General features: G+C 63.4%; 13 protein-coding genes. 2 read left to right on the top strand and 11 right to left on the bottom strand.

What is annotated here, in order from left to right; genetic code table 11:
* Positions 1–44 precede the first annotated feature (44 nt).
* Entirely contained in the window at positions 45–2,450 is a 2,406-nt protein-coding gene (locus tag ACX1DW_RS17455; RefSeq protein ID WP_458991993.1) for a response regulator, read from the top strand.
* Positions 2,443–2,997 (top strand): biliverdin-producing heme oxygenase, encoded by a 555-nt coding sequence (locus tag ACX1DW_RS17450; protein ID WP_133455180.1) that lies wholly within the window; start codon positions 2,443–2,445, stop codon positions 2,995–2,997. The genes ACX1DW_RS17455 and ACX1DW_RS17450 overlap by 8 nt, the downstream gene beginning before the upstream one ends.
* Positions 2,998–3,045: 48 nt before the next feature.
* Here ACX1DW_RS17450 and ACX1DW_RS17445 read toward each other — a convergent pair whose 3' ends face one another.
* From ACX1DW_RS17445 to atpE, 11 genes are all read right to left on the bottom strand, one after another.
* Positions 3,046–5,007: a methyl-accepting chemotaxis protein gene (locus tag ACX1DW_RS17445; RefSeq protein WP_208217107.1), complete on the bottom strand. Its 1,962-nt coding sequence runs from the start codon at positions 5,005–5,007 to the stop codon at positions 3,046–3,048.
* A gap of 501 nt (positions 5,008–5,508) precedes the next feature.
* Entirely contained in the window at positions 5,509–7,359 is a 1,851-nt protein-coding gene (gene glmS / locus ACX1DW_RS17440) for a glutamine--fructose-6-phosphate transaminase (isomerizing) (RefSeq protein ID WP_458991992.1), read from the bottom strand.
* Positions 7,360–7,361: 2 nt separating this feature from the next.
* On the bottom strand, positions 7,362–8,144 hold the full coding sequence (locus tag ACX1DW_RS17435; protein WP_458991991.1) for a DeoR/GlpR family DNA-binding transcription regulator: 783 nt from the start codon (positions 8,142–8,144) through the stop codon (positions 7,362–7,364).
* A 117-nt stretch (positions 8,145–8,261) separates the two neighbouring features.
* Complete coding sequence (gene glmU, locus ACX1DW_RS17430) at positions 8,262–9,626, bottom strand: bifunctional UDP-N-acetylglucosamine diphosphorylase/glucosamine-1-phosphate N-acetyltransferase GlmU (protein ID WP_125867540.1); 1,365 nt, start codon at positions 9,624–9,626, stop codon at positions 8,262–8,264.
* A gap of 145 nt (positions 9,627–9,771) precedes the next feature.
* Positions 9,772–10,200, bottom strand: coding sequence for a F0F1 ATP synthase subunit epsilon (locus ACX1DW_RS17425; protein ID WP_003303687.1), 429 nt, complete (start codon positions 10,198–10,200; stop codon positions 9,772–9,774).
* Positions 10,201–10,274: 74 nt separating this feature from the next.
* Positions 10,275–11,651 carry a F0F1 ATP synthase subunit beta gene (gene atpD / locus ACX1DW_RS17420; protein ID WP_003284839.1) on the bottom strand — a complete coding sequence of 459 codons (1,377 nt, stop codon included), beginning with the start codon at positions 11,649–11,651 and terminating at the stop codon, positions 10,275–10,277.
* A 30-nt stretch (positions 11,652–11,681) separates the two neighbouring features.
* Positions 11,682–12,548 carry a F0F1 ATP synthase subunit gamma gene (atpG, locus tag ACX1DW_RS17415; protein ID WP_253752427.1) on the bottom strand — a complete coding sequence of 289 codons (867 nt, stop codon included), beginning with the start codon at positions 12,546–12,548 and terminating at the stop codon, positions 11,682–11,684.
* Between the two features lie 50 nt (positions 12,549–12,598).
* Complete coding sequence (gene atpA / locus ACX1DW_RS17410) at positions 12,599–14,143, bottom strand: F0F1 ATP synthase subunit alpha (RefSeq protein ID WP_019405952.1); 1,545 nt, start codon at positions 14,141–14,143, stop codon at positions 12,599–12,601.
* A gap of 15 nt (positions 14,144–14,158) precedes the next feature.
* A complete protein-coding gene (locus ACX1DW_RS17405) occupies positions 14,159–14,695 on the bottom strand; it encodes a F0F1 ATP synthase subunit delta (protein WP_011915194.1) in 537 nt (178 codons plus the stop codon).
* A gap of 12 nt (positions 14,696–14,707) precedes the next feature.
* Positions 14,708–15,178, bottom strand: a complete 471-nt coding sequence (locus tag ACX1DW_RS17400) for a F0F1 ATP synthase subunit B (protein ID WP_102839105.1) — start codon at positions 15,176–15,178, stop codon at positions 14,708–14,710.
* Positions 15,179–15,270: 92 nt separating this feature from the next.
* Entirely contained in the window at positions 15,271–15,498 is a 228-nt protein-coding gene (gene atpE, locus ACX1DW_RS17395; protein ID WP_003290909.1) for a F0F1 ATP synthase subunit C, read from the bottom strand.
* Positions 15,499–15,510 lie beyond the last annotated feature (12 nt).

Below are 15,510 nucleotides of genomic sequence, written 5' to 3'. Positions count from 1 at the left end.
TGGCGGGCCGTTTCGATGATTCCTGCTTCCTCGACAGGTTGGATATGCCAGCGTCAAAGAACATCAGCGTCCTGTTCATCGAGGACAGCCCGCACGACGCCGAACTTGCCCAGTTGGCGCTGGAGCGCAGTGGCTACACCCTGCACACCGAGCTGGTATATGACCGGGCCGGTGTGGTCGAAGCCCTGCAACGACGCGAATTCGACCTGATCCTGGCTGACTTCATCCTGCCCGGCTTCTCCGGTAGCCAGGCGCTGCAGGAGGCGCGTCGGCTCGCGCCGCAGACCCCCTTCATCTTTCTGTCCGGTGTGTTCGGCGAAGAGCATGCGGTCAACATGATGCGCTCCGGCGCGGTCGACTACGTGCTCAAGCAGAACCTCGGCTTCCTGCCCAAGGCCGTGGAACGCGCGATGGGCGAAGTCAACGAGCGCCGGCGCCGGCTGCAGGCCGAGCAGGCGTTGCGCGAGGTCGAGGTACGCGCGCGCCTGGCTATCGATGCGGCACGCCTGGGCATGTGGGACTACGAACCGCAGAGCGGCACGCTGATCTGGGACGAGCGCTGCCGCGCGATGATGGGAATCGCTGCCGAGACGCCGGTCGACATGCCCCTGTTCGAGCGGCTCTGCCATCCGGACGACCGCGAACGCATGCGCGAGCAGGTTGCCCGCGCCATTTCCGGTAGCGACGCCGGCCAATTCAGCACCACCTATCGCGTGCTGTTCGAGGACGGCCGCATGCGCTGGATGGAAACCCGCGGCCAGGCGTTTTTCGACGGCGAGCGCTGTACGCGCTTCGTTGGCGTGCTGATGGACATCACCGAGCAGCAGCTGGCGACCCAGACGCTGCGGCAGATGAACGAAACCCTCGGTGAGCGCGTTCAGGAACGCACCCGAGAGCGCGATCGCACCTGGGAGCTGTCGCGCGATCTGCTCGCCGTGACCCATACGGACATGATGCCGGTCGCGCTGAATCCGATGTGGGAACAGGCCTTCGACTGGCCGCTGGAGCAGCTGATGGAGCATCCGCTGACCCGCCTGGTACACCCGGACGACCTGCAGGCGACGCTGGAAGAGACCGCGCGAGTGGGCCGTGGCAAGGTCACCACCCGCTTCGTCAATCGCATGCGCCACCGCGACGGCAGCTACCGCTGGCTGTCCTGGTCGGCCGTGGCCGATGGCGGCCGTATCTACTCGGCAGCACGCGACATCACCAGCGAAATCGCCGCGGTCGACAAACTGGCCGATGCCAACCGCGAGCTGCGCGCGCAGATCCAGGAGCGCGAGCGTGTCGAGGCCACACTGCAGCAGATGCAGCGCCTGGAAGCCGTCGGCCAGCTGACCGCCGGCGTCGCCCACGACTTCAACAACCTGTTGACCGTGATCCTCACCAGCGCCAGCTTCCTGCAGAACGACCTGCAGAACGGCGCGCCGCTGGAGCGCAGCCTGCGTCGACTGCAGTACATCCGCGAGTCGGGCGAGCGCGGCGCCACCCTGACCAGCCAGTTGCTGGCCTTCGCCCGGCGCCAGCAGCTGGCACCCACCGCCATCGACCTCAACGACACCCTGGTCAACCTGCTCAGCCTGCTCAAGAGCACCCTGGGTGGCAGCGTCAGCATCGAGACGGACACCCAGGCGGACATCTGGCACGCCCTGGTGGACCCGACCCAGATCGAGATGATCATCCTCAACCTGGCAATCAACGCCCGCGACGCAATGGCTGATAGCGGCCGGCTGACGCTGGGTACACGCAACGTGGTGATCGACCAGCCGGCGCAGCGCGCCGAAGACCCGAGCCCCGGTGAGTATGTGATGCTGTCGGTCGCCGACACCGGGTCCGGCATGAGCGAAGCCGTGCTGAGCAAGGCGTTCGAGCCGTTTTTCACCACCAAGGAAGTCGGCAAGGGCTCGGGGCTCGGCCTGGCCCAGGTGTTCGGCTTCGCCAAACAGTCCGGTGGTGGTGCGCGCATCGAAAGCCGCGAAGGCGTCGGCACGACCGTGAAGGTGTTCCTCCCGCGTACTTCGGCGCCACGCCAACCGGAGCCGGCCAGCGCGGCGAGCAGTGGCTCCGCCGAGAGCAACAATCAGCATTGCATCCTGCTGGTGGACGACGACCACAGCGTGCGCGAAGTGACCGCCCAGATGCTCGAGAATCTGGGCTTTACGGTGATCGCCGCGGATAGCGGCGATGACGCGCTGCAGTTGCTCACCCAGGGCGCGGAGGTCGACCTGCTGCTGGCCGACTTCGCCATGCCGGGTATGAACGGCGGCGAGCTGGCGCGTGCGGTGCGAGTACGTCACCCGGAGCTGCCGGTGGTGTTTGTCACCGGTTATGCCGAGCTGTGCGAACTGGGCCTGGAAGGCTACTCGATCATCCAGAAGCCGTTTCGCGAGGAACAGCTGGCGAACAAGCTTCATTTGGCACTTAGTGAGGGCAGTCTGGCGGATGGCTGAACTGCGTTTGCGCCTGCGTGAGGCAACGGCACCGCTGCACGAGCGGGTCGATGCCGCCTACTCCGAGTTCGATCTCGGGCGGCCTGAGGACTACCGTTGCTTCCTGCGTGCCCATGCGCGGGCGCTGCGCGCGGTGGAGACAGCCCTGGAGCAGGCCGGCATCGCCACGCTGCTAATGGACTGGCCCGCGCGGGCAAGACGGCATGCCCTGCTCGATGACTTGGCCGATCTGGACTGCCAGGCGCCCGTCGCGCTGCCCGCTCCCGAGCTGAGCGAGATCGCCAGCTGCTGGGGCGCCGCTTATGTTCTGGAAGGCTCCCGTCTGGGCGGGCAGGTGCTTGCACGGCGGGTTCGTCAGGCCGATCCGACCGCACCCGTTCGCTACCTCGAACACGGCGACGTCGCCCGGCTCTGGCCGACATTTCTCAGCCGCCTCGAGCAGCAGGCCTCGGCGTCTTCATGGGCGCCGATGCTGGCTGCAGCCGAAGCCACCTTCGGGCTATTCGCCAGTGCCGCCGCGCTGGAAGCCGAGGGCGCCTACGGCTGAGAGAGAAAGGCCCACGTGGGGGCCTTTCCTTGTTCGGCTGAAATCCGGTCAGGCGACCCTGAAGCGACCGACCAGCTGCTGCTGTTGCTCGGCCAGGCGCGCCAGCTCCAGGCTGGTCATGGCGGTCTGTTCGGCACCGGCGCTGACCTGGATGGCGACGTCGTTGATCTCCACGACATTGCGGTTGATGTCCTCGGCAACCGCGCTCTGTTCCTCCGCCGCGGTGGCGATCTGGATATTGCGGTCACTGATCGCGGCGACCCCTGCGGCGATCTCCTCGAGCAGCTCGCCGGTGCGGCCGATGTTGCTGGAGCCTGCCTGAGCCTTGCTCAGGGTGTCCTGCATGGAGCGCGCCGCGCGGTCAGCGCCCGTCTGCAGGTTGCCGATCATCGTCTGGATGCTGCCGGTCGACTCCTGGGTCTTCTGCGCCAGCATGCGTACTTCCGTCGCCACCACGGCGAAGCCGCGCCCGTGATCACCGGCTCGTGCCGCTTCGATGGCGGCATTGAGCGCCAGCAGGTTGGTCTGGTCGGCGATGCCACGGATCACGTCCAGTACCGAGGAGATCGAATCGCTTTCCTGCTTCAGGTTTTCGATGATCTGCGCGGTCTGATCGGCCTGATCAGACAGCTGACGGATCAGGTCGATGGTGTCCTGCACTTCGGCGCGGCCCTGTGCAGCGTTCGTGTTCAGCCGCTGGGACAGTTCGGCAGCATCGCTGGTGCTGCGCGCCACATCGCGCACAGTCGCGCTCATCTCGTTGATCGCGGTCACCACCAGCTCGGTTCCCTGGCGCTGGCGATCGATGCTGGCGCTGGTCTGCACCGTCACCGCCGACGACTCTTCCGCGGCCGTCGCGACTTGTGCCGTGGCGCTGCCGATCTCCCTGACGATCTGCTGCAGCTCACCGGCCATGACATTGAGGTTATTGGCAATCTCGCCAAATTCGTCGCGCCCCTGGTAGTCGGCCTTGGCAGTAAGGTCTCGTGCGGAAAGCGCCAGCAGGGTGTGGTTGACCTCATGTACCGCAGTCTTGATGTTGCGGATGATCAGCAACGACAACACCGTGACGGCAACAAGGGCAACGATCACCGCTGTCAGAGTCATCCACAGGGCACTGCGTGCTTCATCGCGCGAGGCGGCTGCGAGCTCGCCCACATGCTCGGCCAGCTGGCGTTCCACCTCGCCCATCAGATCGATCCGGCTGGTGGCCGTCTCGAACCAGGTTTCGCTGTCCACACCGAGGCTCTGGCCGATCGGTACGTCGAAGGCCAGACGCTGCAGTCGGGCGACTTCCTGTGCACTGCCCTGCTGCATCTGCTGGTCGAGCAGGCCGACGAGACGCTCAGCTGCCGTACGCCGAAAGCCGTCCAGGTAGGCGGTGAACTCGCCGAGGTTGCGGCTGAATGAGGCCAGCAACGTGGCATCGAACCGGTCCTGGCCGAACACCACACCGAGCATGGCGCGCTCACGGCCGGCGCGTTCTTTCATCTCGATGAACTGGTTGAGCCCGCTCAGCGCCCGCGCCAGCTCGGCATCCTCGACGCGCGCTTCAAGCGCGTGGGTGAAACCGATCAGTGATTTGATGATGCCGGTGAAGCGGGCGCCGGACTCCACGTTGCTGATCGCGAAACTGTCGATCTGCGCTCGGGTGCCGCGCAGTTCGTTCAGCGCGAGCAAGGCGCTGGCCAGCTGGGCGTCGTCTTTCAGCGCCAGTGTTGCAACGGCGTTGGAGGCTTCGTCCGTCGCCTGACGCAGGCCCGGCAGCCGCCGGCTCATGAGCCGTCCCTGGCTGCCGAGGAACACACCGCTTGCGCCACGCTCACGCTGCAGGGTGGTGATCAGCTGACTCACCTGCTGCGCCGCAGAGCTGGCCTCGACGGTGTACTCCATCTGCCGCAACGTCTTGTAGCTTTCATTGACGTACAGCGTTCCGAGCCAGAGAAACCCCAACAGGGGCGCGAGTACGATCAGAATCAGTTTCCGGCTCAAGGAGATGTTTTTCAGCATGTGGCACCTCGGGGCCCCAGCTGACCTGACTGGGGCTTGGGTAGTGCAAGGCATCTTCTGCTCGAATTCGAAGGCCAGTAGCGAACGAATCGGGTAGTCACAGAGGTTATGAATTTGGCCTCTGTATCGGGTGCTGAAAGGGTCTCGTGAGGGCGGCGAGCGGCTAGCCGACGAACGGGCTACGACGACGCTCAGCCCCTGCTTGCACAGGCTTGCCGAAGGCGGAAATCACCTGGCAACGCGCTATTGCGATCTGCCGGCTGAGCGACGCAGCGCAGCCATGCGTTCACACATCCATGGAGTTGCGCCCGGCAATGCTCACCCGGACGTGGACTGTGACAGCAGGAAGGGATGTTCGCGATCATCCGCGAACGGCTGGCGCGCTCGCCGAGAAATCGCTGGGGAGACCTGCTGCCAGGAGCCAGGCCGGCCAATGGCGGCGGCGACCACGGCGTCATCATCAATACCGACGACGACGCCGAGAACCCTGCGAGGTCGGTATTACTCCACCGTTACCGACTTGGCCAGATTGCGCGGCTGGTCGACGTCGGTGCCGCGCAGCACGGCGACGTAGTACGACAGCAGCTGCAACGGCAGGGTGTAGAGGATCGGCGCCAGCGCATCGTGGATGTGCGGCATGTTCACCAGGAAGATGCCCTCGCCATTGTCGAAACCCGCCTCGCGATCGGCAAAGACGATCAGCTCGCCGCCACGGGCGCGCACTTCCTGCAGGTTCGACTTGAGCTTCTCCAGCAACTCGTTGTTCGGCGCCACGGTGACCACCGGCATGTCGGCATCCACCAGCGCCAGCGGGCCGTGCTTGAGTTCACCAGCCGGATAGGCCTCGGCGTGGATGTAGGAGATCTCCTTGAGCTTGAGCGCGCCTTCCATCGCCACCGGGTACTGCGCGCCGCGACCGAGGAACAGCGTGTGGTGCTTCTCGGCGAAATGCTCGGCGATCTTCTCCACCGTGGCATCCATGGCCAGCGCCTCGCCCAGGCGGGTCGGCAGCCGCCGCAGTTCGTCGACCAGCTCCGCTTCGCGGGCCGCGCTCAACGTGCCGCGGACGTGGCCCAGGGCGAGTGTCAGCAGCATCAGCCCGACCAGCTGGGTGGTGAACGCCTTGGTCGAGGCGACGCCGATTTCCGGCCCGGCCTGGGTCAGCAGGGTCAGGTCCGACTCGCGTACCAGCGAGCTGATGCCGACATTGCAGATGGCCAGACTGGCAAGGTAGCCGCCCTCGCCGCTGGTAAGCTGCTTGGCATTGCGCAGCGCCGCCAGGGTGTCGGCCGTCTCGCCGGACTGGGAGATGGTGACGAACAGGGTGTCGGGCTGTACCACCACCTTGCGGTAACGGAACTCGCTGGCGACTTCGACCTGGCAGGGAATGCCGGCCAGTTCTTCCAGCCAGTAACGCGCCACCATGCCGGCGTGATAGCTGGTGCCGCAGGCGACGATCTGCACGTTGCGGACCTTGGCGAACAGCTCGCCGGCCTGCGGACCGAAGGCCTCGACCAGCACCTGACGATCGCCCAGACGGCCTTCCAGGGTGCGCTGCACGACCTTGGGCTGCTCGTGAATTTCCTTGAGCATGAAGTGGCGGTATTCGCCCTTGTCCGCCGCCTCGGCGCCTTCATGGTACTGCACGGCCTCGCGCTTCACCGGCTGGCCATCGACATCCCAGACCTGCACGGCGTCACGGCGAATCTCGGCGATATCGCCCTCTTCCAGATACATGAAGCGGTCTGTGACCTGCCGCAGTGCCAGCTGGTCGGAGGCGAGGAAGTTTTCGCCCAGGCCCAGACCAATCACCAGCGGGCTGCCGCTGCGTGCGGCGAGCAGGCGATCCGGCTGTTTGGCGCTGATCACTGCCAGACCATAGGCGCCATGCAGTTCCTTGACCGCTGCCTTCAGTGCAGCGGTGAGGTCGCCGAGCGAATCGAGCTTGTGGTGTAGCAGATGGACGATGACTTCGGTGTCGGTATCCGAGACGAATACGTAACCCATCTCCTTGAGCCGAGCGCGCAACGCCTCGTGGTTCTCGATGATGCCGTTATGCACCACCGCCAGGTCATCACCGGAAAAATGCGGATGGGCATTGCGTTCGCATGGCGCGCCATGGGTGGCCCAGCGGGTGTGAGCGATGCCCAGGCGGCCGGCCAGCTGAGTCTGTTGCTGAGCCTGCTCCAGCTCGGCAACCTTGCCGTTGCGGCGCAGGCGCTCGAGTGCGCCGTTCTCGTCCAGCACGGCGACGCCGGCACTGTCATAGCCACGGTATTCCAGGCGCTTGAGGCCTTCGAGAAGGATCGCGGTGATGTTGCGTTCGGCGACGGCGCCAACGATGCCACACATACTCAGGTCTCCAAATGGGGTTCGATGGCCACGCAGATCAGCTTCACGCCGCGGGCCAGGATGCTGGTGCGCGCCTCGTCGCTGAGGCGCTCATCGGTGATCAGGGTGTGCACGCTGCTCCAGGGCAGCTCCAGATTGGGGATGCGCCGACCGATCTTGTCGGCCTCGGCAAGCACGATGACCTCGCGCGCGACATCGGCCATCACCCGCGACAGCCCAAGCAGCTCGTTGAAGGTGGTGGTACCGCGCTTCAGGTCGATGCCGTCGGCGCCGATGAACAGCTGGTCGAAGTCATAGGATCGCAGCACCTGTTCGGCCACCTGGCCCTGGAAAGACTCCGAGTGCGGGTCCCAAGTGCCGCCGGTCATCAGCAGCACCGGCTCGTGCTCCAGCTCGCGCAGGGCATTGACCACGTTTAGCGAATTGGTCATCACCACCAGCCCGTGCTTGTAGCCGAGCTGAGGGATCATCGCCGCGGTGGTGGTACCACTGTCGATGATGATCCGCGCGTGCTCGCGAATGCAGCCGACAGCCGCGCGGGCGATCGCCTGCTTGTAGGGCGAGACGGGCTGTGCAGTGTCGCCGATCAGCTCCTGCGGCAGCGACACCGCACCGCCGTAGCGGCGCAGCAGCAAGCCATTCTTTTCCAGGGCGGCGAGATCCTTGCGGATGGTGACTTCAGACGTCTCGAAGCGCCGCGACAGCTCATCGACGCTGACCTCGCCGCGCTCGTTGAGCAGCGCAAGGATGACGTGACGGCGTTGTGGCGTATTGCGCTTCGACATTTATATGTTTCGATTCGAAAGTTAACGGAGCGAATCAAAACATATGCCCGAGGCGACCGCAAGTCCTGCCCGGCAGCCGGAAGTCGGCACAAACCATCCGGCCAAGGCCCTTTTTCCTCAGGATTTGTTTTTCACCGGTCGCTGCCAGCCATCGATATTGCGCTGACGTCCGCGACCGAGCGCCAAGGTATGCGCCGGTACGTCCGCGGTGATGGTCGACCCGGCGCCGGTAGTGGCGCCGTCGCCCAGATTCAGCGGCGCCACCAGCGAACTGTTGGAGCCGATGAACACGTCCTCGCCCATCACCGTCTTGAACTTGTTGGCGCCGTCGTAGTTGCAGGTGATTGTCCCGGCGCCGATATTGGTCCGCGCGCCGATCTCGGCGTCGCCCAGGTAGCTCAGATGACCGGCCTTGGCGCCGTCGCCGAGGCTCGCATTCTTCATCTCGACGAAGTTGCCCACATGCGCCTTGGCACCGAGTGTGCTGCCGGGACGCAGCCGGGCGAACGGTCCGCAGTCGGCGCCCTCGCCCACCACTGCGCCGTCCAGATGAGAATTGGCCTTGACGATAGCGCCGCGGCGCAGGGTGCTGTCCTTGATCACGCAGTTCGGGCCGATCTGTACATCATCCTCGATGACGACCTCGCCCTCGAGCACCACGTTGACGTCGATGAGCACGTCCCGACCGACACTCACTTCGCCGCGCAGATCGAAACGCGACGGGTCGCGCAGGGTGACGCCCTGGGTCATCAGCCGGCGCGCAGCACGCAGCTGATAGTGGCGCTCCAGTTCGGCGAGCTGGATGCGGTCATTGGCGCCCTGCACCTCCATGGCGTCCTGTGGCTGTTCGGTGGCCACCCGCAGCCCATCGGCCACGGCCATGGCGATCACGTCGGTGAGGTAGTACTCGCCCTGAGCGTTGCTGTTGGACAGGCGGCCAAGCCATTCGCCGATGCGGCTGCCCGGTACGGCGAGAATCCCGGTGTTGCCCTCGCGGATCGCCTTCTGCTCGGCGCTGGCATCCTTGTGCTCGACAATGGCCTGCACTTCGCCGTGTGCGTCACGGACGATCCGGCCGTAGCCAGTCGGGTCGTCCAGGGTCACCGTCAGCAATGCCAGCTGCTCGGGTCCGACCTTCTGCAGCAAACGCTGAAGGGTCTCGGCCTCGATCAGCGGCACGTCACCGTAGAGGATCAGCACGCGCTCGGCCGACAGATTCGGTAACGCCTGGGCCACCGCATGCCCGGTACCCAGCTGCTCGGCTTGAACCACGTAGTTAAGGTCGTCCCCGACCAGCCGCTGGCGAACCTGCTCGGCACCGTGGCCGATCACCACCTGAATACTGCGCGGCTGCAGCGCACGCGCCGTGCTTATGACGTGACCGAGCATGGATTGGCCGGCGACTGGATGCAGCACCTTGGGCAGTGCCGAACGCATGCGGGTGCCCTGACCGGCGGCGAGAATGACGATATCGAGGGACATGAAGCGATTCCTGAACGGGTTCGGCCCGACAGCTCACCTGTAGGTAGTCAGGGTGCAGCTGGTATCAGCGCCGACAAATGGCAGACAAAGAAAAAGGGTAGCCAAGGCTACCCTTTTACTCGTGCGCGATGAAGTTGCGAGTCGATCAGTGACGACCGTACTTCTTGCGCATTGCCTCGATGGTCCGCAGCTGAGCTGCAGCCTCGGCCAGGCGAGCGGCCGCGGAGCCGTAATCGAACTCCGCGCCCTTCTCGTGCAGGGCCTTCTCGGCAGCCTTGACGGCGGCCTGCGCGGCAGCTTCGTCGATGTCCTTCGCGCGGGTAGCGGTATCGGCGAGAACCTTCACCATGTTCGGCTGGACTTCGATGAAGCCGCCAGAGATGTAGAAGATTTCCTCGTCCCCACCCTGCTTGATCACTCGAACCGGACCCGGCTTGAGATCGGTCAGCAGCGGCGCGTGACCCGGCAGAACGCCGATGTCACCCAGGTTGCCGTGGGCGACGACCATTTCCACCAGCCCCGAGAACAGCTCTTCTTCCGCACTGACGATGTCGCAATGCACTGTCATAGCCATGTTCATGCCTCGGTAATCAGCCTGACCAGCAGTTGCGGGTCAGGCTGGTTGGCGCCCGCGAACGGGCGCGCCAGTTACAGTTTCTTGGCTTTCTCGATGGCTTCGTCGATGCTGCCGACCATGTAGAACGCCTGTTCCGGCAGATGGTCGTAGTCGCCATTGAGGATGCCGGAGAAACCACGGATGGTTTCCTTCAGCGGCACGTACTTGCCTGGCGAGCCAGTGAAGACTTCGGCCACGAAGAACGGCTGGGACAGGAAGCGCTGGATCTTACGAGCGCGGGATACCAGCTGCTTGTCGGTCTCGGACAGTTCGTCCATACCGAGGATCGCGATGATGTCCTTCAGCTCCTTGTAGCGCTGCAGCACGTACTGAACGCCGCGAGCGGTGTCGTAGTGCTCCTGGCCGATGACCAGCGGATCCAGCTGACGCGAAGTCGAGTCGAGCGGATCGACCGCCGGGTAGATACCCAGGGAGGCGATGTCACGCGACAGTACGACGGTGGCGTCGAGGTGGGCGAAGGTGGTCGCCGGGCTCGGGTCGGTCAGGTCGTCCGCAGGTACATATACGGCCTGTACCGAGGTGATCGAACCGTTCTTAGTGGAGGTGATGCGCTCCTGCAGAACGCCCATCTCTTCGGCCAGAGTCGGCTGATAACCTACCGCCGAAGGCATACGACCCAGCAGGGCGGATACTTCGGTACCGGCAAGGGTGTAACGGTAGATGTTGTCGACGAACAACAGTACGTCACGGCCTTCGTCACGGAACTTCTCGGCCATGGTCAGACCGGTCAGAGCAACGCGCAGACGGTTTCCCGGCGGCTCGTTCATCTGGCCGTACACCAGGGCTACCTTGTCCAGAACGTTGGAGTCCTTCATCTCGTGATAGAAGTCGTTACCTTCACGAGTACGCTCACCCACACCGGCGAACACGGAGTAACCGCTGTGCTCCATGGCGATGTTACGGATCAGCTCCATCATGTTTACGGTCTTGCCGACACCGGCACCACCGAACAGACCGACCTTACCGCCCTTGGCGAACGGGCAGACCAGGTCGATAACCTTGATGCCGGTTTCCAGCAGCTCGTTGCCACCAGCCTGCTCGGAATAGGACGGCGCAGCGCGGTGGATGGTCCAGCGCTCTTCTTCGCCGATCGGGCCGGCTTCGTCGATGGGGTTACCCAGGACGTCCATGATGCGACCGAGGGTCTGCTTGCCGACCGGTACGGAGATACCGGTGCCGGTGTTGACGACGTCCAGGCCGCGCTTGAGGCCTTCGGTCGAACCCATGGCGATGGTACGGACAATGCCGTCACCCAGCTGCTGCTGGACTTCCAGGGTGGTCTCGGCGCCCTGAACTTTCAGTGCGTCATAGACGTTCGGTACCAGATCGCGCGGAAATTCCACGTCGATAACGGCGCCGATGATTTGAACGATACGTCCGCTACTCATGTTTGGTTCCTCTGAATATTTGAACCGTTCTTAAACCGCGGCAGCGCCGCCGACGATTTCCGAAATTTCCTGAGTGATCGCAGCCTGACGGGCCTTGTTGTAGACCAGTTGCAGGTCGCTGATCAGCTCACCGGCGTTGTCGGTTGCGTTCTTCATGGCAATCATCCGCGCGGCCTGTTCGGCAGCGCCGTTCTCAACCACCGCCTGATAGGCCTGGGACTCGATGAAACGAACCAGCAGGGCATCCAGCAACTGCTGGGCGTCCGGCTCGTAGAGGTAGTCCCACTGACCTTTCTTGACCGGCTCGGCGTTCTCGTCTGCGGCCAGGGGCAGCAGCTGATCGACCGTGGGCTTCTGGGTCATGGTGTTGATGAACTTGTTGGATACCAGGTACAAGCGATCGATACGGCCTTCGTAGAAGCCGTCCAGCATGACCTTGACGCTGCCGATCAGATCGTTGATCGATGGCTCTTCGCCGAGGTTGCCGATCGCCGCGACGACGTTGCCGCCGAAGCTGCGGAAGAAGCTCGCGCCCTTGTTGCCGATCACGCAGAGGTCGACTTCGACCTTCTGATCGTGCCACTCCTTCATGTTCTTGATCAGGACCTTGAACAGGTTGATGTTCAGGCCACCGCACAGACCACGATCAGTAGACACGACGATATAGCCGACACGCTTGACCGGACGCTCCACCATGAACGGGTGACGGTATTCCGGGTTGGCGTAGGCCAGATGGCCGATTACCTGCCGGATCCGCTCCGCATAAGGGCGGCTGGCAGCCATGCGCATCTGTGCCTTGCGCATCTTGCTGACCGCCACCTTTTCCATGGCGCTGGTGATCTTCTGCGTGCTTTTGATGCTCGCAATCTTGCTGCGAATCTCTTTTGCGCCTGCCATTTGACACCTATCGGGTTAGCAGGCGGGAGCCTCACGGCTCCCGCTGCGGCTTACCAGCTTTGCGTGGCCTTGAACTTCTCGATACCAGCCTTCAGGCCAGCGTCGATTTCGTCATTGAAGTCGCCCTTCACGTTGATCTTCGCCATCAGGTCGGCGAACTCGCGGTTGAAGAAGGCGATCAGGGCCTGCTCGAAGGCGCCAACCTTGGCCACTTCCACGTCCGCCAGATAGCCACGCTCGGCGGCATACAGGGACAGGGACATGTCGGCGATGGACATCGGCGCGTACTGCTTCTGCTTCATCAGCTCGGTAACGCGCTGACCATGCTCCAGCTGCTTGCGGGTCGCTTCGTCGAGGTCGGAAGCGAACTGTGCGAATGCGGCCAGTTCACGGTACTGAGCCAGTGCGGTACGGATACCACCGGACAGCTTCTTGACGATCTTGGTCTGCGCGGCACCACCGACGCGAGATACCGAGATACCGGCGTTGACGGCCGGACGGATGCCTGCGTTGAACATGGCCGATTCCAGGAAGATCTGACCGTCGGTGATGGAGATCACGTTGGTCGGAACGAACGCGGAAACGTCACCCGCCTGGGTTTCGATGATCGGCAGAGCGGTCAGGGAACCGGTCTTGCCAGTCACGGCGCCGTTGGTGAACTTCTCGACATACTCTTCGGAAACGCGCGACGCACGCTCCAGCAGGCGGCTGTGGAGATAGAACACGTCGCCCGGGTAGGCTTCACGTCCCGGCGGACGACGCAGCAGCAGGGAAATCTGGCGGTAAGCCACAGCCTGCTTGGACAGATCGTCATAGACGATCAGCGCGTCTTCACCGCGGTCGCGGAAGTACTCGCCCATGGTGCAGCCGGCATACGGAGCCAGGTACTGCAGCGCAGCGGACTCGGAAGCCGAAGCAGCCACCACGATGGTGTTCTGCAGGGCGCCGTGCTCTTCCAGCTTGCGCACCACGTTGGCGATGGTCGACTGCTTCTGACCGATAGCCACGTAGACGCAGCGGATGCCGCTGTTCTTCTGGTTGATGATGGCGTCGATGGCCAGGGCGGTCTTGCCGATCTGACGGTCACCGATGATCAGCTCACGCTGGCCACGGCCTACCGGGATCATGGCGTCGACCGACTTGTAACCGGTCTGTACCGGCTGGTCGACCGACTTACGCCAGATCACGCCCGGTGCGACTTTCTCGACCGCATCAGTCGCCTGAGCGTTGATCGGACCTTTGCCGTCGATCGGGTTGCCCAGCGCGTCGACCACGCGACCCAGCAGTTCCGGACCAACCGGAACTTCGAGGATGCGGCCGGTGCACTTGGCGCTCATGCCTTCGGTCAGGCCCAGGTAGTTACCCAGAACCACGGCACCTACGGAGTCCTGCTCCAGGTTCAGTGCCATACCAAAGATGCCGCCAGGGAACTCGATCATCTCGCCGTACATGACGTCGGCCAGACCGTAGATGCGTACGATACCGTCAGAAACGCTGACGACGGTGCCCTCGTTACGGGCTTGAGCAGCGACATTCGATTTCTCGATGCGCTGCTTGATGATTTCACTAATCTCGGAAGGATTCAGTTGCTGCATGCCATGACCCTCAAATCAGGATTTCAACGATTCGGCCAACTGGCTCAGTTTGCCGCGGACCGAACCGTCGACAACCACATCACCGGCGCGAATCAACACGCCGCCGATCAGCGCAGGATTCACGACCTGCTGGAGGTTGACGGTGCGATCTAGCCGCTTCGACAGGGCGGCAGCCAAAGTTTGGAGTTGCGCGTTGCTGAGCTCAAAGGCGGTTTCAACTTCTGCCTCGAGCGTTTTCTCGGCTTGCGCCTTGATGTCCTCGTACAGCTCCCACACGGTCGGCAGGACCGACAGGCGATCGTTTTCGCCAAGGGTCTGAACGTAGTTGCGGAACGCCTCGTCGGCATCGTCACCAAGTACACGTACCAGCGCCTGGACCTTGCTTTCGCTGGTCAGACGAGGGTCGTTCAGCAACGCTGCGACTTCTGGGACTTCAACAGCGACGGCAGCCAGGTTGAGCATTTTCGACCAGGAATCGGTCTGTCCTGCGGCGCTGGCAAACTCGAAAGCGGCTTTCGCGTAAGGCCGAGCAAGCGTCTGGGTATTGATCATCGCTTGCCTCGCTTAGAGTTGGGAGGCCAGTTTTTCGACCAGCTCGTTGTGTACCTTGGCGTCCACCTGGGACTCCAGGATCTTCTCTGCACCGGCGACGGCAAGAGCCGCTACCTGGCTGCGCAGTTGGTCCCTGGCACGGTTCACTTCCTGTTCGATCTCGGCGCGGGCGCCAGCGACCAGTCGCTCGCCTTCGGCACGTGCCTGCTGCTTGGCTTCCTCGATGATCGCATTGGCGTGCTTGTTCGCCTGCTCGATGATCTGGGCAGCCTGCTCCTTGGTCTCGCGGAGGGTGTTGGACACCTTGTCCTGAGCCAGTTTCAGGTCCTGCTGCGCACGGCCTGCCGCATCCAGTCCTTCGGCGATCTTCTTCTGGCGCGCTGCCATGGCTGCCGTGATTGGCGGCCATACGAGCTTCATGCAGAACCAGACGAAGATAGCGAAGGCGAGCGTTTGACCGAACAGCGTCAAGTTAATGTTCACAGCGATTTACCTCGTGCTATCTCGTTCAACGCGGGAGTCATTCCACGGCGACGGGGTCCGCCCGGCGAACCCCATCTCAAACCGGAAAGTGATTAACCGGCGACAACGAAGATGAGGTACATCGCGATACCAACGCCGATCATCGGTACGGCGTCGAGCAGGCCGGCCATCAGGAAGGTCTTGGTTTGCAGCTGCGGAGCCAGCTCCGGCTGACGAGCAGTGGATTCCAGCAGCTTGCCACCCAGCAGGGCGAAGCCAATACCGGTGCCCAGGGCACCCAGACCGATCATGATGGAGGCGGCGATGTAGACGAGTTCCATGTAAAGCTCCTG

The sequence above is a fragment of the Stutzerimonas sp. KH-1 genome, assembly GCF_054483855.1.
Note: the sequence above shows the minus strand (reverse complement) of the source record. Positions and strands in the feature narration are given on the sequence as shown.

Excerpts from the sequence above, each read along its gene's own strand:
- ACX1DW_RS17425 (WP_003303687.1), bottom strand. The coding sequence starts at position 10,200 with ATGGCTATGACAGTGCATTGCGACATCGTCAGTGCGGAAGAAGAGCTG.
- ACX1DW_RS17405 (WP_011915194.1), bottom strand. The coding sequence starts at position 14,695 with ATGATCAATACCCAGACGCTTGCTCGGCCTTACGCGAAAGCCGCTTTC.
- atpD (WP_003284839.1), bottom strand. The coding sequence starts at position 11,651 with ATGAGTAGCGGACGTATCGTTCAAATCATCGGCGCCGTTATCGACGTG.
- ACX1DW_RS17455 (WP_458991993.1), top strand. The coding sequence starts at position 45 with ATGCCAGCGTCAAAGAACATCAGCGTCCTGTTCATCGAGGACAGCCCG.
- ACX1DW_RS17445 (WP_208217107.1), bottom strand. The coding sequence starts at position 5,007 with ATGCTGAAAAACATCTCCTTGAGCCGGAAACTGATTCTGATCGTACTC.
- atpA (WP_019405952.1), bottom strand. The coding sequence starts at position 14,143 with ATGCAGCAACTGAATCCTTCCGAGATTAGTGAAATCATCAAGCAGCGC.
- glmU (WP_125867540.1), bottom strand. The coding sequence starts at position 9,626 with ATGTCCCTCGATATCGTCATTCTCGCCGCCGGTCAGGGCACCCGCATG.
- ACX1DW_RS17450 (WP_133455180.1), top strand. The coding sequence starts at position 2,443 with ATGGCTGAACTGCGTTTGCGCCTGCGTGAGGCAACGGCACCGCTGCAC.
- atpG (WP_253752427.1), bottom strand. The coding sequence starts at position 12,548 with ATGGCAGGCGCAAAAGAGATTCGCAGCAAGATTGCGAGCATCAAAAGC.
- atpE (WP_003290909.1), bottom strand. The coding sequence starts at position 15,498 with ATGGAACTCGTCTACATCGCCGCCTCCATCATGATCGGTCTGGGTGCC.
- ACX1DW_RS17435 (WP_458991991.1), bottom strand. The coding sequence starts at position 8,144 with ATGTCGAAGCGCAATACGCCACAACGCCGTCACGTCATCCTTGCGCTG.
- glmS (WP_458991992.1), bottom strand. The coding sequence starts at position 7,359 with ATGTGTGGCATCGTTGGCGCCGTCGCCGAACGCAACATCACCGCGATC.